This window comes from Belnapia sp. F-4-1, from assembly GCF_000802185.1.
GTDB lineage: Bacteria > Pseudomonadota > Alphaproteobacteria > Acetobacterales > Acetobacteraceae > Belnapia.
In genome coordinates, this window is the sequence record NZ_KN676113.1 from 2801288 (window position 1) to 2819601 (window position 18314).

Sequence of the window (18314 nt, forward strand, 5' to 3'; positions counted from 1 at the left end):
GCTGGCCCATAGCTGGTGTGCTTCCGCCGCTTTGCTGCGGAAGGCTTGCGAGGAGTTGAGAGTCGGCGGCCTCAATGTCCGGCGCGGCCCGCCAGCCATAGCGTGAGCAGGCCGACCGCCGCCATCAGGTCATCCGTCTCCATCGCCTCGTCCGGGTTGTGGCTGCCGTTGCGGTTGCGGACGAGCAGCATCCCCGTCGGCACCCCCGCCGCGGCGAAATTGTTGGCGTCATGGCTCCCTGGGCTGTTGAGCCGCGGCGCCCGCAGCCCGCGCTGCCGCGCCGCCGCCGCCAGCTCCTCGAGGATCGCCGCATCCATCACCCCCGGCGCCGCCACGCTCCTTGGCCCGAGATCGACGGCGACGCCCCGCCTTGCCGCTACCGCCCCGACCAGCCCATGCAGCTTGGCCTCCAGCGATTGCAGATGCGCCGCGTCATAGGCGCGGAGGTCGAGGCTCATCTCGAAGGCCCCCGGCACCACCGTCATCGCATGCCGCTCAGCGAGGGTATGGAACCGCCCGATGGTGACGGCCATCGGCCGCCGCGCCGCCTCCTCGTCGAGCCAGAGCCGCTCCAGCGCCAGCGCCAGCTCCGCCCCCGCAAGCGCCGCATCGTGGCGGAAGCGATGCGGCAGGCCGGTATGCGCATCCTCCCCGGTGATGCGGATATGCGGATGCCGCAGATTGCCCGGATTGGCGAGGCAGAGCGCCACGGGCTGCCCCGCCTCCACCAGTTGCGGCGCCTGCTCGATATGGACTTCGACATAGGCCCCGATCCGCCGCGGGTCCCGCAACGGCCGCCCGAGCGCCCCCGGGTCGCCTCCACACCCCGCGATGCACTCCCGCAGGCTCCGTCCACCGCGCGCATGCGGCAGGTCGAGCGCCCCCTCCGGCAGCCGCCCCAGCAGGCTCCGGCTGCCGATCAGCCCGAGCCCGAACCACACCGCCTCCTCGCAGCGCAGCGCCAGCACCTCGATGGTGGCGCGCGGCCGGAACCCCTCCGCCTGCAACGCCGCGATGGCCGCGAGCCCCGCCACCACCCCCGCCGCCCCGTCGAAATTCCCGCCATGCACCACGCTGTCGAGATGCGAGCCGACGATCACCGGCGCCGCCGACGGGTTGCTCCCCGCCCAGCGCATCGAGAGATTGGCCCCCGCATCCACCGTGCACTCGAGCCCGAGCCCCCGCGCCGTCTCCACCATCAGCTCCATGGCGGCATTCTCGCCTGCCCCGAAGGCCTCGCGGGTGATGCCCGGTGGATCGGCGCCGATTGCCGCCAGCCGGTCCAGCAGTTCCTGGGTGAGGCTCAAAGCCCAAGCTCCGCCAGCACCGCCTTCGTATGCTCGCCCAAAGCCGGCGCCGGCACGCTCCAGGCCCCGAGCCCCGGCAGCTTGGGGAAGGGCAGGGTGCCGAGCCCCGGCTGCTCCAGCGGCACCGCCGCGCCGACTGCCTGCACATGCGGGTCCGCCAGCCAGTCGAGCGGCGTATTCACCAGATCGCAGAGCATCCGCGCACCCTGGTACCGCGTCACCCATTCCGCAGCCGGCGCCTTGGCGAAGGCCTCCCGCAACTGCGGCAGCAACACCTCCCGATGCTCCGCCCGCGCCGCGAAGCTGGCGAAGCGCGCATCCCCCACCAGCTCCGGCAGCCCGGCGATGCCGCAGAGCGTGGCGAATTCCGGCTCACGGAGCAGCGCCACCATGAACCAGCGCCCGTCGCTCCCCTGGTAGGTGCCGGAGGGCACGTTGGCGAGCGGCGGCACCCGCCCGAGCAGCCCCTGCTCGGCGACGTTGAAGGCCATCAGCGCCGCCGCCGACTGCATCAGCGACACGTCGAGTACCCGTCGCTGCGGCGCCGCCCCCGCCACCCGGTCCCGCGCCTGCCCCGCCAGCGCCGCCTGCACGGCGGCGAAGGCCGAGATGCCAGTGACCATGTCGACCGTCATCAGGTTGCCGGTGCGATGCGGCACGCCATCCATGCCGATATTGAGCGAGACCATCCCCGAATAGGCCTGCGCCACGCTGTCCGTGCAGGGCCGCTCGGAATGCGGCCCCTGCTGCCCGAAGCCCGAGATGGAAAGGAAGACGACATCCGCCTTCCCCGCCTCCGGCACCACCCCGATCCGCCGCGCGACACCGGGCCGGAAGGCCTCCAGCATCACATCCGCCCGCGCCGCCAGCGCCTTGAAGGCCGTGCGCCCGCGCTCCTCCTGCAGGTCGAGCATCACGCTCCGCTTGCCCCGGTTGAAGGTGACATGCATGGCGCTCTGCGTGCCCTCGCGCGTCGAGAGGCCCCGCGACCAGTCCCCCGCCGGCGGCTCCACCTTGAGCACCTCCGCCCCGCAGGCCGCGAGCAGCGTCGCGCAATAGGGTCCGGCGATGCCCTGGCTCGCATCCAGCACGAAGAGCCCTTGATACGGCTGCATGGCGTTTCCTCCCGCGTCTTCGCCCCCTATCCTGCCTGGAACCACGGATGAGGGAAGGGGAGGGGATGCGGATCACCCGGAGGACGGCGCTCGGCCTGATCGCCACGGCACCAGGCTTGGCTAAGGCCGAGGACTGGCCCGCCCGCCCCGTCCGCTTCGTCATCCCCTATCCGCCCGGCGGCCCGACCGACATTCTCGGCCGCGTCATCACCACCCGCCTGGCGCAGGACCTCCGCCAGCCCATGGTGGTCGAGAACCGCGCCGGCGCCTCCGGCGTCATCGGCTCCGAGGTGGTGGCCCGCGCTGCCCCGGACGGCGCCACCTTCCTGGTGAACGCCTCCATCCACCTCATCATCCCGCACCTGAACCCGTCGATGCCCTTCGACGCGGTGGCCGACTTCACCCCCGTCACCAACATCGCCATGGTTCCGCTGGTCGCCGTGGTGAACCCCGCCCTGCCGGTGAAGACCATTCCTGAACTGATCGCCTACCTGAGGGCGAACCCCGGGAAGGTTTCCTACGCCTCCTCCGGCAACGGCTCCGCGCTCCACCTAGCTGGCGAGATGTTCAAGCTGATGACCGGGACGGAGATGGTCCACGTCCCCTATCGCGGCGCCGGGCCCGCCGTGCAGGACCTCATCGCCGGCAACATCCAGCTGATCTTCGACAGCATCCCGAGCAGCGCCGCCGCCGTCCGCTCCGGCCTGCTCCGCCCGCTGGCGGTGACGACCGCGAGCCGCGTCGCTGCCTACCCGGATTTGCCGACGGTCGCCGAGGCCGGCGTCCCCGGCTTCGAGATCGCCACCTGGTACGCCATCTGGGGTCCGCCCCGCCTGCCGCCCGCCATCGCGCAGCGCCTGCAAGGTGCCGTCGCCACCGCCGTCCAGGCGTCCGAGGTCCGTGAGCGCCTGGCGACCCTCGGCGCCGACCCCGTGGCGGACAGCCCGGAGCATTTCGCCGAGTTCTGCCGCCGCGAATACGACCGCTGGGGCCGCCTGGTCCGCGAAGCGAATGTGAGGCTCGACTGATGCGCGCCGTCCTCTGCGAATCCTGGCGCGAATTCGACGCCCTGGAATTGAAGGACATCCCCCCGCCGCCGATGCGCTCCGGCGGCGTCCGCATCCGCGTCGAGGCCGCCGGCGTCTCCTTCGCCACGCAGCTGGTCGTCGCCGGCAAGTACCAGCGGAAGCCCCCCTTGCCCTTCACCCCGGGCACCGAGATCGCCGGCACCGTGATCGAGAGCGCCCCCGACGTGCCCGACCCACTTCCCCCCGGCACCCGCGTCTTCGCCGTGCTTGACTGGGGCGGCATGGCCGAGGAGGCGGTGGCGGATGCCATCCACGTCGTCCCCATCCCCGACGGCCTCCCCTTGGAGCCCGCCGTCGCCATGCCGATCAGCTACCCGACCGCGGCCAGTGCCCTGCTCTGGCGCACCCGCCTCTCCCCCGGCCAATGGGTGCTGGTCCACGGCGCCGCCGCCGGCGTCGGCCTCGCCGGGGTGGAGGTCGCCCGGGCCTTGGGCGCCCGCGTCATCGCCCGCTGCGGCGGGGCGAAGCGCGGCATCCCGCTCGCCCGCGGCGCCGACCTCGTCCTCGACAGCGCCGCGCCCTTCCGCGACGCCGTCCGCGAGGCAACCGGCGGCACGGGCGTCGCCGCCGTGCTCGACACCCTCGGCGGCCCGGTCTTCGATGAGAGCCTCCGCTGCCTCGGCGACGGCGGCACGCTGGTCACCATCGGCTTCGCCGCCGGCGGCATCCCGCAGCTGCCGGTCAACCTCCTGCTGCTCAAGAACATCGCCGTCGCCGGCCTCAATTGGGGCACCTATGTCGGCTGGTCCCCCGGCGACAACCGCCAGCTCCACGCCCCGCGCGCCCGTGCCCTCTGGGGCCAACTCGTCCAATGGTGGAGCGAGGGCGCCCTCCGCCCCGAGGTCCATGCTGGCTTTCCCCTCGCCCAGTTCCGCGAGGCCATGGCCGAGGTCAGCGGCCGCCGCGCCAGCGGCCGGGTGGTGCTGCGACCGCACGAGGCGTAGCCTGCCCGGATGAGCGAGACCAGCGCGCCGACCACCAAGCCCGACCCGCGCCTCACCGCCGCCATCGTCGCCAGCGCGCTCTTCATGCAGAACCTCGACAGCGCCGCGGTGACGACGGCGCTGCCCTCCATGGCCGCCGATATGGGGGTGGAGCCCGCCCGCCTCGGCGTCGCCATCACCGCCTATCTCGTCTCGCTGACCGTCTTCATCCCCGTCTCCGGCTGGGTCGCCGACCGGTTCGGGGCGAAGCGCGTCTTCATGGCCGCCATCGCCGTCTTCACCGTCGCCTCCATCCTCTGCGGCCGCGCGACGGGCGTGCCGGAGATGATCGCCGCCCGCGTCTTCCAAGGCGTCGGCGGCGCGATGATGGTCCCCGTCGCCCGCCTCCTCCTGCTCCGCCAGGTCCGCAAGGAGGAGATGCTGAGCGCCATGACCTGGCTGACCATGCCCGCGATGATCGGCCCGATCAGCGGCCCGCCCCTGGGTGGCTTCCTGACCGACGCCTTCGGCTGGCAGTCGGTCTTCCTCATCAACGTCCCGATCGGCCTGCTCGGCCTCGCCCTCGTCGCCTGGAAGATCGAGGATGTCCCCCCCGGCGACCCCGGCCCGCCCGACGTGGTGGGCCTCCTGCTGATCGGCCTTGCGCTCGCCCTCTTCATGTTCGGCCTCGAGACCATCGGCCGCCATGTGGTGACGGAGGGCATCCCCGAGGCCGCGCTGGTCCTTGGCCTGATGTTCGGCTGGGCCGCCATCCGCCATTGCCTCCGGGCGAAGCGCCCGGCCATCGACCTTTCCCTTCTCCGGATCCGCAGCTTCAGCCAGGGGGTGATCGTTGGCAGCCTGTTCCGCATCGGCGCCGGGGCGACGCCCTTCCTGGTGCCGATGCTGCTCCAGGTCGGCTTCGGCAAGACCGCCTCGGCGGCCGGCCTCGTCTCCTTCGCCACGGCCCTCGGCGCGCTGGCGATGAAGCCGCTGGCCCGGCCCATTCTCCGCCGCTTCGGCTTCCGCAGCGTGCTGATCGCCACCTCGGTGCTGTCCGCCGCCGGCATTGCGGTTGCCGCGCTCTTCACTCCGGCCTGGCCGCTCTCGGCGATCTTCCTGCTGCTGGCGGCAGGCGGGCTGTTCCGCAGCCTGCAGTTCACTGCGCTGAACACCATCTCCTTCGCCGACATCCCGGCCACCCGGCTCTCGGCGGCGACGAGCTTCTCCGGCACGGTGCAGCAGCTGGCGCCCGCCCTCGGCGTCGTCCTGGCGACGACCAGCCTCGAGGTCAGCAAGTCGCTCAGCGGCCACCATCTGGCAGAAGTGCCGGATTTCGCCGCGGCCTTTGTCGTCGCCGCGCTGGTGGTCCTCGCCTCCTGCCCCTTCTTCCTTCGCCTTGCCCCGGATGCCGGCGCCGAGGTCAGCGGGCACCGCCCGCTGGCTGCTCGGCGCGCGCCCGCCGAATAGCTCAGTCCACGATGAAGAGCTTCGCCCCGGTGCGGGTGGAGGAGCGATGCGCCGCATCGCCGAAATCGGAAACCTCGTAGCCCATGCCCGGGCGGAGGGTGAAGCGCCGCCCGTCCTTCAGCTCCGTCTCCAGCTCGCCCTCCAGCACGTAAAGCACATGCCCCCGGTCGCACCAGTGATCGGCGAGATAGCCCGGCGTGTACTCCACCTGCCGCACCCGCAGGTCGCCGATCTGGAAGGTCCGCCAGATCGCCTCGCCCGTTTCGCCCTTGTGGCGGGTTTCCGCCACGGCCGACCAGTCGGTGACGGTGAAGGGAAGGGCAGGGATCTTCATTCCGCGGGGGCCGCCGAGATGGGTGCCTGCCGCCGCTTGAAGGTCAGGCGGCGCGCCAGGCCATCGAAGCCGAGGTAGAGCACCGGTGTGACGAACAGGGTGAGGACCTGCGATACCGCGAGGCCGCCGACCACCGCAAGCCCGAGCGGCTGCCGCAGCTCCGCCGCCGCGCCCCAGCCGGCCGCGATGGGCACCGCGCCCGCGCCGGCGGCCAGCGTCGTCATCAGGATCGGCCGGAACCGCAACAGGCAGGCCTCGCGCACTGCGGCGAAGGCCGGCGCCCCCGCCCGCTGCCGTTGCAGCGCGACATCGACGATCATGATGGCGTTCTTCTTGACCAGGCCTATCAGCAGCAGCACGCCGATCACCGCGATGACGGAGAGGTCGAGCCCGAAGGCATAGAGCGTCAGGAACGCCCCGAGCGCCGCCGCCGGCAGGCCGGAGAGGATGGTCAGCGGGTGGATCAGGCTTTCATAGAGCACGCCCAGCACCAGGTAGACGATGGCGATCGCCGCCAGCACCAAGGCGCCCTGGCCCGCCAGCGCCTCCTGGAAGACCTGCGCCGCGCCGCTGAAGCCGGTGACGATGGTGGGCGGCATCCCCACCTCCCGCTCCGCCGCGCGGATGGCGTTCACCGCCTCGCCCAGCGCCACCCCCGGCGGCGTGTTGAAGCCGATGACGACGGCCGGCAGCTGCCCCTGGTGGGAGACGTTCAGCGGCCCCGACTTCCGCTCGATGCTGGCCACGGCCGAGAGCGGCACCAGCCGTCCGGTGTTGGAGCGGATATAAAGCTTGGCGAGGCCCGTCTCGTCCCGCTGGTCCTCCGGCAGCGCCTCCAGGATCACCTGATAGGCATTGGCCTGCCCATAGAGCGTCGAGATTTGCCGCGTGCCGAAGGCCGAGAACAGCGCCTGCCGCACCGCATCGACCGAGACGCCGAGCGAGGTCGCGCGGTCCCTGTTCACGTTCACCTGCACCACCGGGCTGTCGATCTGGAGGTCGGTGTTCACGTCCTGCAGCTGCGGGATCTTCAGCAGCTGCTGCTCCATCCGCTGCGCCCAGTCATAGAGTTCCTCGAGCCGCAGCCCCTGGAGCGAGTAGAGGTATAGCGTCCGCGTTTGGCGCGAGCCGAAGTTGAGGTTCTGGATCGGCTGGACGAAGACGCGCAGCCCCGGGACCTGGCTGGTTTCCCGCCGGAGCTGCTGGATGACCTGGACGATGCCGGGCCGTTCGGCCGCCGGCTTCAGCTCGACGAACATCCGCCCCTGGTTGATCGAGATGGAGCCGCCCGCCGCGCCGATGTTGGAGACGACGTTGGCGACCGCCGGATTCTGCCGCAGCTGCCGCGAGAGCTGGCCCTGCATCTCCACCATCGCCGCATAGGACGCCCCCCGCGGCCCCTCGGTATTGATCGACAGGAGCCCGGTATCCTCGATCGGGAAGAAGCCCTTCGGGATGACCACGGCCATGTACCCCGCCGCCCCGAGCGAGGCGAAGAAGGCGATCCAGACGAGGAAGCGGAAGCGCAGCGCGAAGTCGAGCATCGCCGCATAGCCGCGCTCGATCGCGCTCAGGAAGCGTTCCAGCACCCGCTCCACCAGCCCCGGCTTGCTGTGCGCCGGCAGGCGGGAGGCCATCAGCGGCGTCAGCGTCAGCGAGACGATGCAGGAGGCGATGACCGCGAGCGAGACGGTGGCCGCGAAGGCGTTGAAGACGCGCCCCACCACGCCACCCATCAGCAGGATCGGCAGGAAGACCGCGACCAGCGAGAGGGTGATCGAGAGCACGGTGAAACCGATCTCCCGCGAGCCCTTGATGGCGGCCGGGATGGGCGCCATCCCCTCCTCCATATGCCGCATGATGGCTTCCAGCACGACGATCGCGTCGTCCACCACGAGGCCGACGGCGATGGTCAGCCCCAGCAGCGTAACGTTGTCGATGCCGTAGCCCATCACGTACATCAGCCCGAAGGCGACGCAGAGGCTGATCGGCACCGCGATGGTCGGGATCAGCGTCGCGCTCAGCTTGCGCAGGAAGATGAAGCAGACCAGCACCACCAGCCCGATGGCGATGGCGAGGCTCTCCTGCACGTCATGCACCGCAGCGCGAATGGAGAGCGAGCGGTCCAGCATGACGTTGATCTTGGCCCCCGGCGGCAGCGCCGCCTCCAGCGCCGGCAGGCTGGCCTTCACCCCGTCCACCACGTCGACGGTGTTGGCATCCGGCTGGCGCAGCACGGCCAGCACCAGCGCCCGGTCGTCGTTCCGCCAGGCGGCGATGCGGTTGTTGGCGACCCCGTCCGCGACCGAGGCGATCTCGTTCAGCCGCACCGGCGAGTTCGGGCGGCCGGCGACGACGAGGTTGCCGAAGGCCGCCGCATCCTGCGGCTGGTCGTTGGCGCGGAGCGTCAGCTGCTGCCGCTCGCCGTTCATCAGCCCGACCGGCGTCGCCGAGTTGGCCTGGGCGATGGCCTGCTGCATCGTGTCGAAGGCGAGGCCCATGGCCGCGATCCGGTCCGGGTCGAGCCGCACCCGCACGGCATAGAGCTGCTCGCCATAGGTCTGCACCTGCGCCACGCCCGGCACGCGGGAGAGTGCCGGGCTGACGATCGTGCTGACGAGGTCGTTCAGGTAGTAGAGCGGCTTGTCGCCGCCCGAGACGGTCAGCAGCACCACCGGCGCGTCGGCTGGGTTCACCTTGCGGTAGTTCGGCGGCACCAGCATGTCGACGGGCAGCCGCCGCTGGGCGCGCGTGAGGGCCGCCTGCACATCCTGCGCCGCCGCATCGATATTCTTCGACAGCACGAATTGCACGGTGATCTGCGAGGTGTCCTGCCCGTTGATCGAGCTCATCGAATCGACGCCGGCGATGGTCGACAATTCGCGCTCGATCGGCAGCGCCACGCTGGTCGCCATCGTCTCCGGGCTGGCGCCGGGAAAATTGGCGAAGATGGTGATGACCGGAAAATCGACCCGCGGCACAGCGGCCACCGGCAGCCTCGTATAGGCGATGATGCCGGCGATGATGGCGGCCAGCGACAGCAGCCCGGTCATCACCGGGCGGCGGATGCAGAGTTCTGAGATGTTCATCCTGCCCGGTGCCCCTGCCGCCTATCGGACGCTCGAGACGCGCTGCGGTGCCGCATTGCGCTCCATCGCCCGCGTGCCCTCGGTGACGCGCTGCGCCCCGTCCACGATCACCCGCTCGCCCGGCTGCAGCTCGCCGGTGACGACGGCACGCTCGCCCGCCACCCGCACCAGCACCACCTCCCGCCGCCGCGCCGTGTTGTCGGGCGCGAGGACGAAGACGAAGCGCCCGTTCTGCCCGGTCTGCACCGCCGGCCCCGCCACGGTGATGGCATCCGGCTCGACCCTTGGTGCGATCCGCACCTGCACGTACTGCCCCGGCCAGAGCCGGAACCCGGCATTGTCGAAGCGTGCCTTCAGCAGGATCGTCCCGGTCGTCGTATCGACCGCGCTGTCGACGAAGACCAGCCGGCCCTCGGCCGGCGCCGCCGTATCCCCCTCCGTCCGCACCGCGACGCGCGGCGGCTCGCGCAGCATCGCCGCCTGCACCTCCGGCAGCCAGCGCTCGGGGATGGCGAATTGCACCAGGATCGGGTCCACCTGGGTCAGCGTGGTGATGGCGGTGTTCTCCGCCTGGCGGACGAAATTGCCGGCGCGCAGCGGGATGGCGCCGAGCCTGCCGTCCATCTCCGCGACGATCGTCGCATATTCGATGCTGAGCCGCGTCTGCTGGATCAGCGCCTCGGTCGCCCTGGCCGTGGCGGCGGCGGCCAGCGCATCGGCCTGGGCCTGCTCGAAGCGCTGCTGCGAGGCGAAGCTTTCGCCGCGCAGCGACTGGTAGCGCCTGGCATCGGCCTGGGTGCGGGCCTCCTGCGCCCGGTTACTGGCGAGCTGCGCCTCCTGCTGCGCCAGGATCGCCTGGTTGAGCCGCGAGTCGAGGGTGAAGAGCGGCTGGCCGCGCCGCACCATCTGCCCTTCGGTCACATGCACCCGCTCGATCTGCCCATCGACCCGGGTGCGGATGGTGACGACCGATTCCGAGGCGACGATGCCGTTCGCCAGGATCTCCACCGGCACCGGCCCGACCTGCACCGGGTCAGTCGTGACGGGAACGCTGCCGCCCTGCTGGGCCCGGGCAACCCCCGCCGGCAGCAGGGCCAGCAGGGCCATGAAGGCGAAACGCTGCAGGCACGGCAGGAGGCGTCGCGTCATCCGTCTCGGTTCTCCCTGGGCCGCGAGCGCGGCCGGCAGCCGACCAGCAGGGCAGTACGGCGTCTCATATACGCCGTATCGCCTCCGCTCCCACGAAATCCTGCCGGAAAATGGATGACGGGTCCTGGAACGAAATGCGGCGCTACCGATCAATTATTGCTTTAGAAACGACCATGCCGTGGTGCGGGGAGGGCCACAACGCGTCATGGCGCCATTCTTCATGCACAGTTTCATCCCCCCAATGGCGGGGCCGTGCCATGCTGCGCGCCGCTTCGCGTTACCGGGATGATCATGCATGCGCCTGCTTCTGCTGCTGTTCGGCCTGCTTTGCCTCGCACCCGGCCTGCGCGCCCAAGGCTTCGACCTGCCCGGCCTCTCCGCCGATGCCGAGGCCTGGCAGCGCGACCTCACCCGCCGCTTTCCGGCCGGGGCGACGCCGCAGCAGCGCGCCGCCGCCGAGCAGCGCGCCGCCGCGGCCGAGCGCACCGGCAACTGGCCCGCCGCCGCCCAGGCCTGGGAGGAGCGCATCGCCGGCGGCGACCCGCGGCCGGAACACTGGCTCGCCCTCGCCCGTGCCAACCTGCAGAAGACGCCGCCCGACGCCGCTCGCGCCCTCCAGGCGGCGTGGATGAACTTCCAGCAGGTCGCCGCCGGCGAGCCCGAGATTCCCTCCCTCCTCGTCATGGCCGAGGCCCTGCAACGGCTTGACCGCCCGGCCCAGCAGCTCCAGGCCCTCGCCGCCGTCCTCGAACGTGCCCCGGCCGACCCCCGCTACCGCCAGATGCTGGCCGATGCCCGCCGCGCCGCCGGCCTGCTCGTCGCCCGCATCAACACCGAGCCCGAGGCGGAGCCGGCCCGCGCCTGCCTCGCCTTCACCCTCCCCCCCGCCCGCCGCACCGACTGGCAGCCGGGCGACTGGGTGCGGACCGAGCCCACCATCCCCGGCCTCGCCGTGACGCGCGAGGGCGATCGCCTCTGCATCCTCGGCTTGCCGAATGGCGCCACCACCCGCGTCCTGCTCCGCGCCGGCCTGCCCGGCGAGGACGGCCAGCGCCTGACGCGCGATGCCGAGCTGCGCATCGCCATGCCCAACCGCGCGGCCAGCATCCTCTTCGATTCCACCGGCTTCCTGCTGCCGCGCGGCCAAGCGCCGCGCATCGGCTTCAACACGATGAACCTTTCCGCGCTCAGCCTCCGCGTGGTGCGGGTGACCGAGCGCAACCTCGTCCCCTTCGGCCGCAACTGGAGCCCCGGCACCGCCCTCGACAGCTGGACGGCGGAGGACATCCCCGACACCTGGGGCCGCACCATCTGGGAAGGCCGGATCGAGCTGCCCCGCTTCGAGGCCAACCGCATCCAGCGCCAGGTGATCCCCCTGCCGGAGGCCCTCCGCGCCGCCGGCCCCGGCCTCTACACCCTGGTGGTGAAGCCCGCCGACGGCACCCGCGCCCGCGCCGCCGGCCTGCCCATCATGGTGACCGATCTCGGCATCACCGCCTGGCGCAGCCCGCAGGGCCTCGCGGCGCAGGTGAGGGGCCTCGGCGCCGGCCAGCCGCGCCCGGGTGCCCAGCTCCGCCTGCTCGCCGGCAACAACGACATCCTCGCCGAGGCCGAGACGGGCCCCGACGGCCTCGTCCGCTTCGCCGCCCCCTTGCTGCGCGGCACCGGCCCGATGGCGCCGAAGGCTTTGCAAGCCGCACTCGGCGACGACCTCGTCCAGCTCGACCTCGAGGCCGCCGCCTTCGACCTCTCCGACCGCGGCGCGACGGGGGCCGCGCATCCCGGCGCCATCGACGCCTTCGCCTGGCTCGACCGCGGCATCTACCGCCCCGGCGAGACGGTCCAGGCCGCGGCCCTCATCCGTGATGCCGGCGGCGCCCCGCTCGACCTCCCCGCCCGCTTCCGCCTCCGCCGCCCGAACGGCAGCGTCTATGCCGAGGCCGTCCCCGCCCGCACGCCAGGCTCCGCCATCCTCTGGCCGATCCCGATCGGCACCAGCGCCCCCGCCGGCGTCTGGACGCTCGAGGTCCTGGCCGACCCCAACGACCCGCCCATCGGCCGCGCCGAGTTCCGCGTCGACGCCTTCGTCCCCGAGCGCCTTGAGGTGAAGGCCGGCCCCGCCCCCGGCCCCCTGGTCCCCGGACAGGTGCTGAACCTCCCGATCAACGCCCGCTTCCTCTACGGCGCCCCCGCCGCCGGCCTCACCGGCAGTGCGGAGCTGCGCCTGCAGGCCCTCCGCTCGCCCTTCCCGCAGTTCAAGGACTACCTCTTCGGCCTGGTCGACGAGCAATTCGCCCCCGACCTCATCCCCTTCGACATCGAGGCGCTGGACGACCAGGGAAGCGGCAGCCTCGCCCTCTCCCTGCCGCGCGCGCCCGACACCACCCGCCCCCTCCAGGCCGAGCTCGCCATCTCCATCGACGAGCCCGGCGGCCGCGCCTCCCGCACCGCGCTCACCCTGCCGGTGCGCAGCCCCGGCCGGATGATCGGCGTGAAGCCGCTCTTCGCCGACCTCGCCATCGATGCCGGCTCGGAAGCGGGTTTCGAGGTCGTCGCCCTCGCCCCCGACGCCAGGCCCGTCGCCGCCCGCCTCCGCGCCCGCCTGGTGCGCGAGCGCCCGGACTGGCGCATCGTCACCCGCGGCGGCACCCCCCGCTACGAGACGGTCTGGCGCGACGAGCCGGTGGACGGCGCCGACCTCGCCGTCGCGGCCTCCGGCCCCGCCCGCTTCGCCCGCCGCCTGCCCTTCGGCCGCTACCGGCTGGAAGTGGCGGAACCCGGCGGCATGGCCATCACCTCCATCCGCTTCCGCTCCGGCTGGGCCGGCGGCGAGACGCCCGAGGTGCCCGACAAGGTCGATGTCGCCGCCGACCGCCGCGCCTACGCCCCGGGCGAGACGGCGCGCATCCGCATCACCCCGCCCTTCTCCGGCCCCGCCAGCCTCGCCATCCTGACCGACCGCCTGGTCTCCATCCGCGAGATCCAGCTCGCCGAGGGCGGCACGGAGGTCGAGGTTCCGGTGGATGCTGCCTGGGGCGCCGGCGCCTATGTCACGGTGACGGCCTTCCGCCCCGGCGAAACCCGCCAGGGCCAGCCGGGGAGGGCCCTCGGCCTCGCCTGGGTGCAGGCCGATCCCGGCTCCCGCCGCATCGAGGTCTCGATCGGCACGCCCGACCGCATCACCCCCCGCCAGAGCCTCGCCATCCCGATCAGGCTGGCGAATGCGGGGGAGGGGGCCATGCTGACCCTCGCCGCCGTCGATGAAGGCATCCTCCGCCTGACGCGCTTCGAGAGCCCGGACCCGGTGCCGCATTTCATGGGCCGCCGCCGCCTCGCCGTCGACATCCGCGACGACTACGGCCGCCTCATCCCGCCCGCCGAGGGCGAGCTTGCCGTGCTCCGCCAGGGCGGCGACGAGTTCTCGGTCGGCGCCATCGAGATCCCGCAGCGCACCGTCGCCCTCTTCTCCGGCCCCGTCGCCGTGGCGCCCGACGGCACCGCGACCGTCACCCTCGACATACCCGACTTCGCCGGCGAGCTGCGGCTGATGGCCGTCGCCTGGGCCGGCAACCGCATCGGCGCCGCCAGCAAGCCGCTGACGGTGCGCGACCCGGTGATCGCCGAGGCGCTGCTGCCCCGCTTCCTCGCCCCCGGCGACGAGGCGCGGCTGCCTGTCCTCTTCAGCAACCTCGACCTGCCCGAGGGCGAGATCACGGCGACCCTCTCCGCCGAGGGCGCCATCGCCCTCGCCGGCCCGGAGCGGCTCTCGGCCCGCCTTGCCCCCAACGCCCGCGCCCTGCCGACGAGCACGCTCCGCGCCACTGCCGCCGGCCAGGGCGTGCTCCGCCTGACCGTCGCCGGCCCCGGCGGCTTCACCGCCAGCCGCGAATCCCGCATCACCATCCGCTCCTCCCGCCCCGTCACCACCGAGGTCACGGCGCAGGAGATCCCCGCCGGCCAGGAACGCCCGCTGACGCTTGCCGCCGACCGCTGGCTCGCCGGCACCTGGCGCGCTGCGGCGAGCTTCGGCGGCCCGACGCGCTACGACGCCGGAGGCATGCTGAAGCTCCTGGAGAACTACCCCTTCGCCTGCCTCGAGCAGTCCTCCTCCCAGCTCCTCGCCTTCAGCGTTGGCCAGGTGGACGGGCTAGCGGGCGAGGAACGCGCCGCCCGCCTCCAGCGCGCCGTCGAATGGGTGCTGAACAAGCAGCGCTACGACGGCGGCTTCGGCCTCTGGTCCGCCCAGGGCGAGATCCAGTACTGGACCGGCGCCTACGCGACCGAGGCCCTGCTGCGCGCCCGCGCCGCCGGCGCCGCCGTGCCCGAGGCCGCGCTCGAGGATGCGCTGAAGGCCATCGCCGAGCAGGCCGAGGACGTCTCCACCAGCAACCCGGAGGAACGCGCCGCCCAAGCCTACCGCCTCTACGTCCTGTCGCTGGCCGGCCGGCCCCGGCTCGGTGCCGCCCGCCGCCTGCTGGAGGATCTCGACCAGCTGCCGACGCCGCTCGCCAAGGCCCAGCTCGCCGCCGCCTTCGCCAGGGCCGGCGACCGCCCCCGCGCCGAGGCCGCCTTCGCCGCCGCCCTAGCGACGCCGGCCCGCCGCGCCTGGATCTACGACTACGGCACCGCCGCCCGCGACGCGCTCGCCGTCGCCACCCTGCTGAAGGAGAGCGGCCTGCTCCCCGACCGCCTCTCGGCTTTGCAGGCGACGCTGCCCGGCCCGGAGCTGACGCCGCAATCCACCAATACCCAGGAACAGGCCTGGGGCGTTACCGCCGCCGCCGCCCTCGGCCGCGACGGCCGCCCCGTCCGCGTCGCGGTCAACGGCGCGCCGCAGGCGCCGGCGCCGATCCTCGCCGTCGCCCTCCAGGCGCCGGGCACCGCCCGCAACCTCTCCGACACGCCGGTCTGGGCCAGCCTCTCCGTCACCGGCATCCCGGCCCAGCCGGCCCCGGCCGGGCGCGCGGGCATGCGCATCGCCCGCCGCTTCTTCGACCTCAGCGGCCAGCCGCTCAACCTGGATACGCTGAAGCAGAACGCCGTCTTTGTCCTGCTGCTGGAAGGCCGGGCCGAGACGCGGGAGGCCCACCGCGCCATCCTCCAGCAGGGCCTGCCCGCCGGCTGGGAGATCGTTGGCCGCCTCTCGGCCGGCGAGGTGGCGGGCATGCCCTGGCTCGGCACCCTGAGCGAGACGACGGCCACCCCCGCCCTCGACGACCGCCTCGCCGCGGCGCTGGACCTGACGCCGGAAGCCCCCGACTTCCGCATCGCCGTCCGCCTGCGCGCCGTCACCGCCGGCCGGTTCGAGCTGCCTGGCGCCCAGGTCGAGGACATGTACCGGCCGCAGGTCTTCGCCCGGCAGAACACCGGGCGGATTGCGGTGCTGCCGGCCGACTGATGCGCCGCCTGCTCGCCGCGCTGGCGCTGCTGGCCGGGGCAGGGTGGGCGCTCGACCGCGCCTTCCCCCCCGACCTCTCCCGGCTTGAGGCGGTGGGGCAGGAGGTGCTGGCCCGCGACGGCCGCGCCCTCTCCACCCTCCCGGCCCCCGGCGGCACCTGGCGCCTCGCCACCACCACCGCCGATGTCCCGCCCCACCTCACCGAGCTGCTGATCACTGCCGAGGACCGCCGCTTCCGCTGGCACCCGGGCGTCGATCCCCTGGCCCTCGCCCGCGCCGCCTGGCAATGGGCCCGCGCCGGCCGCATCCTCTCCGGCGGCTCGACGCTGACCATGCAGGCCGCCCGCCTGCTGGAGCCGCGCCCGCGCACCCTCCACAGCAAGGCGATCGAGATCCTCCGCGCCCTGCAGCTGGAAGCCCGCTACTCGAAGGACGAGATCCTCGGCATCTGGCTGACCCTCGCCCCCATGGGCGGCAACATCGAGGGCGTCCGCGCCGGCGCGCTCGCCTGGTTCGGCCGCCCCTCGCGCCAGCTCGACCCGGCCGAGGCCGCCCTCCTCGTCGCCATCCCCCGCCGCCCGGAGGCGACCCGCCCCGACCGCCACCCGGAGCGCGCGCGCCTCGCCCGCAACGCCCTGCTGACCGCCCGCGCCGCCGGCGCCCCCGGCATCACCCCGGCCGATACCGACTACGCCCTGGCCACCCCGGTCCCCGTCGCCCGCCAGCCCATGCCCCGCCTCGCCCCGCACCTGGCGCGCGAGCTGGCCCGCACGGACCCCGCCCGCCGCATCCCGACCACCATCGACCTTTCCCTCCAGCGCGCCGTGGAGGATGTCGCCGCCACCGCCCTCTCGGGCCTGCCCGACCGCGCCTCGCTGGCCATCCTCGTCGCCGATGCCGAGGCCCATGAAATCCGTGCCTTGTACGGCGGCGCCTTCGGGGCGGAGGGAAGGGCCGGCGCCCTCGACCTCACCCGCGCCACCCGCTCCCCCGGCTCGGCACTGAAGCCGATGCTCTATGCGCTGGCCTTCGAGGCCGGCATCGGCGCCCCCGAGACCCTGCTCGCCGACCTGCCCCGCCGCTTCGGCAGCTACGCCCCTGAGAATTTCGACGGCGGCTTCGCCGGCCGCGTCACCGTCGCCGATGCGCTCCGCCATTCGTTGAACCTCCCCGCCGTCGCCCTCCTCAGCGAATTGGGGCCCCTCCGCTTCGCGACTGCGCTGAAGGCCGCCGGCGCCCCGCCACGCCTGCCGCCGGGCGCCGACCCATCCCTCCCGCTCGCCCTGGGCGGCCTCGGCATCACCCTCCGCGAGATGGCCGGCCTCTACGCCACGCTCGGCCAGGGCGGCGAGGCAGTCCCCCTCCGCCTGCGACCGGGCCCCGACCCCACCCCCCGCCGCGTGCTCGATGCCCGCTCGGCCGGCCTCGCCGCCGCCATCCTGGTCAACCCCTTCCCGGGCGGCGGCCCCCAAGGCATCGCCTGGAAGACCGGCACCAGCTGGGGCGGCCGCGACGCCTGGGCGATGGGGATCGATGCCCGCCACGTCGCCGGCATCTGGGTCGGCCGCCCGGACGGCACGCCGCTCCCCGGCGCCACCGGCGCCCGCACCGCGCTCCCCATCCTCGCCCGCATCTTCGAGCGCCTGCCCCCCGCCCCCCGCCAGGGCTTGCCGGTCCGCGCCGCCACGCCCCCCATAGCGGAGATGCTCGACCGCCTCCGCCTCACCTTCCCCCCGCCCGGCGCCGTGCTCGAGGAAGGCGAGGGCCACGTCACCCTCCGCGCCTCCGGCGGCCGCCGCCCCTTGACCTTCCTCGTCGATGGCCGCCCTCTGCCCGCCGAGCCGGCCAAGCGGGAGGCCGCCTGGGTCCCCGAAGGCCCCGGCTTCTACCGCGTGACGGTGCTGGACGCCGCCGGCAGCGCGGCACGGGCGGAGGTGCGGGTGCGGTGACGACACTCTATATCGACGGCGATGCCTGCCCGGTGCGGGACGAGGCCTTCCGCGTCGCCACCCGCCTGAACCTGCCGGTGAAGGTCGTCTCCAACGGCAGCCGCCCCGTCCGCCCGCCCGGCCTGCCGAATGTGGAGATGGTCCTCGTCCCCGAGGGCGCCGACGCCGCCGACGACTGGATCGCCGAGCGCGCCACCCGCGGCGATGTCTGCATCACCGCCGACATCCCGCTCGCCGCTCGCTGCCTGGCCAAGGGCGCCCGCGCCCTCTCCTTCAAGGGCCGCCCCTGGACGACGGACAACATCGGCGGCGCCCTGGTCGGCCGCACTATCTCGCAGGGAATGCGCGACATGGGCCAGATGACCGGCGGCCCCGCGCCGCTGACCAAGGCCGACCGCTCCCGCTTCCTCGCCGCCCTCGATGCCGAGGTCGCCGCCGCCCGGCGCGAGGCCGCCGCTCCGCCGCCCCGCCCTTGGGTATCCTTCGAATAGC

Annotated in this window: 11 protein-coding genes; 6 read left to right on the top strand and 5 right to left on the bottom strand. The window is 73.2% G+C overall.

Annotation, left to right across the window (positions count from 1 at the left end):
- Window positions 1-71: 71 nt before the first annotated feature.
- The gene (locus LH62_RS13225; protein ID WP_043361913.1) at window positions 72-1307 is read right to left on the bottom strand and encodes a hydantoinase/carbamoylase family amidase; all 1236 of its coding nucleotides are present in this window, start codon (window positions 1305-1307) and stop codon (window positions 72-74) included.
- A complete protein-coding gene (locus LH62_RS13230) occupies window positions 1304-2422 on the bottom strand; it encodes a CaiB/BaiF CoA-transferase family protein (protein WP_043365774.1) in 1119 nt (372 codons plus the stop codon). The genes LH62_RS13225 and LH62_RS13230 overlap by 4 nt, the downstream gene beginning before the upstream one ends.
- Before the next feature lie 65 nt (window positions 2423-2487).
- On the opposite strand from LH62_RS13230, the gene LH62_RS13235 reads away from it, so the two are divergent.
- From LH62_RS13235 to LH62_RS13245, 3 genes are read left to right on the top strand one after another with little or no spacing between them, the layout of a single operon-like run.
- Window positions 2488-3450 carry a tripartite tricarboxylate transporter substrate binding protein gene (locus LH62_RS13235; RefSeq protein ID WP_043361914.1) on the top strand — a complete coding sequence of 321 codons (963 nt, stop codon included), beginning with the start codon at window positions 2488-2490 and terminating at the stop codon, window positions 3448-3450.
- Window positions 3450-4454 carry an NADPH:quinone oxidoreductase family protein gene (locus LH62_RS13240; protein WP_043361916.1) on the top strand — a complete coding sequence of 335 codons (1005 nt, stop codon included), beginning with the start codon at window positions 3450-3452 and terminating at the stop codon, window positions 4452-4454. The genes LH62_RS13235 and LH62_RS13240 overlap by 1 nt, the downstream gene beginning before the upstream one ends.
- A 9-nt stretch (window positions 4455-4463) precedes the next feature.
- Window positions 4464-5903 (top strand): MDR family MFS transporter, encoded by a 1440-nt coding sequence (locus LH62_RS13245; RefSeq protein WP_043361918.1) that lies wholly within the window; start codon window positions 4464-4466, stop codon window positions 5901-5903.
- 1 nt (window position 5904) lies between these two features.
- On the opposite strand, the gene LH62_RS13250 is transcribed toward LH62_RS13245, so the two are convergent.
- Genes LH62_RS13250 through LH62_RS13260 form a run of 3 tightly spaced genes read right to left on the bottom strand, consistent with a single transcriptional unit; the run spans window position 5905 to window position 10475 of the window.
- Window positions 5905-6237 carry a DHCW motif cupin fold protein gene (locus LH62_RS13250; protein ID WP_043361921.1) on the bottom strand — a complete coding sequence of 111 codons (333 nt, stop codon included), beginning with the start codon at window positions 6235-6237 and terminating at the stop codon, window positions 5905-5907.
- Window positions 6234-9326, bottom strand: a complete 3093-nt coding sequence (locus LH62_RS13255) for an efflux RND transporter permease subunit (protein ID WP_043361924.1) — start codon at window positions 9324-9326, stop codon at window positions 6234-6236. The genes LH62_RS13250 and LH62_RS13255 overlap by 4 nt, the downstream gene beginning before the upstream one ends.
- Window positions 9327-9347: 21 nt before the next feature.
- Complete coding sequence (locus LH62_RS13260) at window positions 9348-10475, bottom strand: efflux RND transporter periplasmic adaptor subunit (protein WP_236552542.1); 1128 nt, start codon at window positions 10473-10475, stop codon at window positions 9348-9350.
- Between the two features lie 295 nt (window positions 10476-10770).
- On the opposite strand from LH62_RS13260, the gene LH62_RS13265 reads away from it, so the two are divergent.
- The 3 genes from LH62_RS13265 to LH62_RS13275 are packed head-to-tail and all read left to right on the top strand — an operon-like array spanning window position 10771 to window position 18313.
- Window positions 10771-15873, top strand: coding sequence for an alpha-2-macroglobulin (locus LH62_RS13265; RefSeq protein ID WP_043361926.1), 5103 nt, complete (start codon window positions 10771-10773; stop codon window positions 15871-15873).
- Window positions 15873-17822, top strand: a complete 1950-nt coding sequence (gene pbpC / locus LH62_RS13270; protein WP_052214392.1) for a penicillin-binding protein 1C — start codon at window positions 15873-15875, stop codon at window positions 17820-17822. Before LH62_RS13265 ends, pbpC begins: the two co-directional genes overlap by 1 nt.
- Window positions 17819-18313: a YaiI/YqxD family protein gene (locus LH62_RS13275; protein WP_043361928.1), complete on the top strand. Its 495-nt coding sequence runs from the start codon at window positions 17819-17821 to the stop codon at window positions 18311-18313. Before pbpC ends, LH62_RS13275 begins: the two co-directional genes overlap by 4 nt.
- The last annotated feature ends 1 nt before the right edge of the window (window position 18314 follow it).

What these genes read in the sequence shown, in the direction of transcription:
- LH62_RS13260 (WP_236552542.1), bottom strand. Translation starts at nt 10,475, where the DNA reads ATGACGCGACGCCTCCTGCCGTGCCTGCAGCGTTTCGCCTTCATGGCC.
- LH62_RS13235 (WP_043361914.1), top strand. Translation starts at nt 2,488, where the DNA reads ATGCGGATCACCCGGAGGACGGCGCTCGGCCTGATCGCCACGGCACCA.
- pbpC (WP_052214392.1), top strand. Translation starts at nt 15,873, where the DNA reads ATGCGCCGCCTGCTCGCCGCGCTGGCGCTGCTGGCCGGGGCAGGGTGG.
- LH62_RS13245 (WP_043361918.1), top strand. Translation starts at nt 4,464, where the DNA reads ATGAGCGAGACCAGCGCGCCGACCACCAAGCCCGACCCGCGCCTCACC.
- LH62_RS13265 (WP_043361926.1), top strand. Translation starts at nt 10,771, where the DNA reads ATGCGCCTGCTTCTGCTGCTGTTCGGCCTGCTTTGCCTCGCACCCGGC.
- LH62_RS13255 (WP_043361924.1), bottom strand. Translation starts at nt 9,326, where the DNA reads ATGAACATCTCAGAACTCTGCATCCGCCGCCCGGTGATGACCGGGCTG.
- LH62_RS13240 (WP_043361916.1), top strand. Translation starts at nt 3,450, where the DNA reads ATGCGCGCCGTCCTCTGCGAATCCTGGCGCGAATTCGACGCCCTGGAA.
- LH62_RS13230 (WP_043365774.1), bottom strand. Translation starts at nt 2,422, where the DNA reads ATGCAGCCGTATCAAGGGCTCTTCGTGCTGGATGCGAGCCAGGGCATC.
- LH62_RS13250 (WP_043361921.1), bottom strand. Translation starts at nt 6,237, where the DNA reads ATGAAGATCCCTGCCCTTCCCTTCACCGTCACCGACTGGTCGGCCGTG.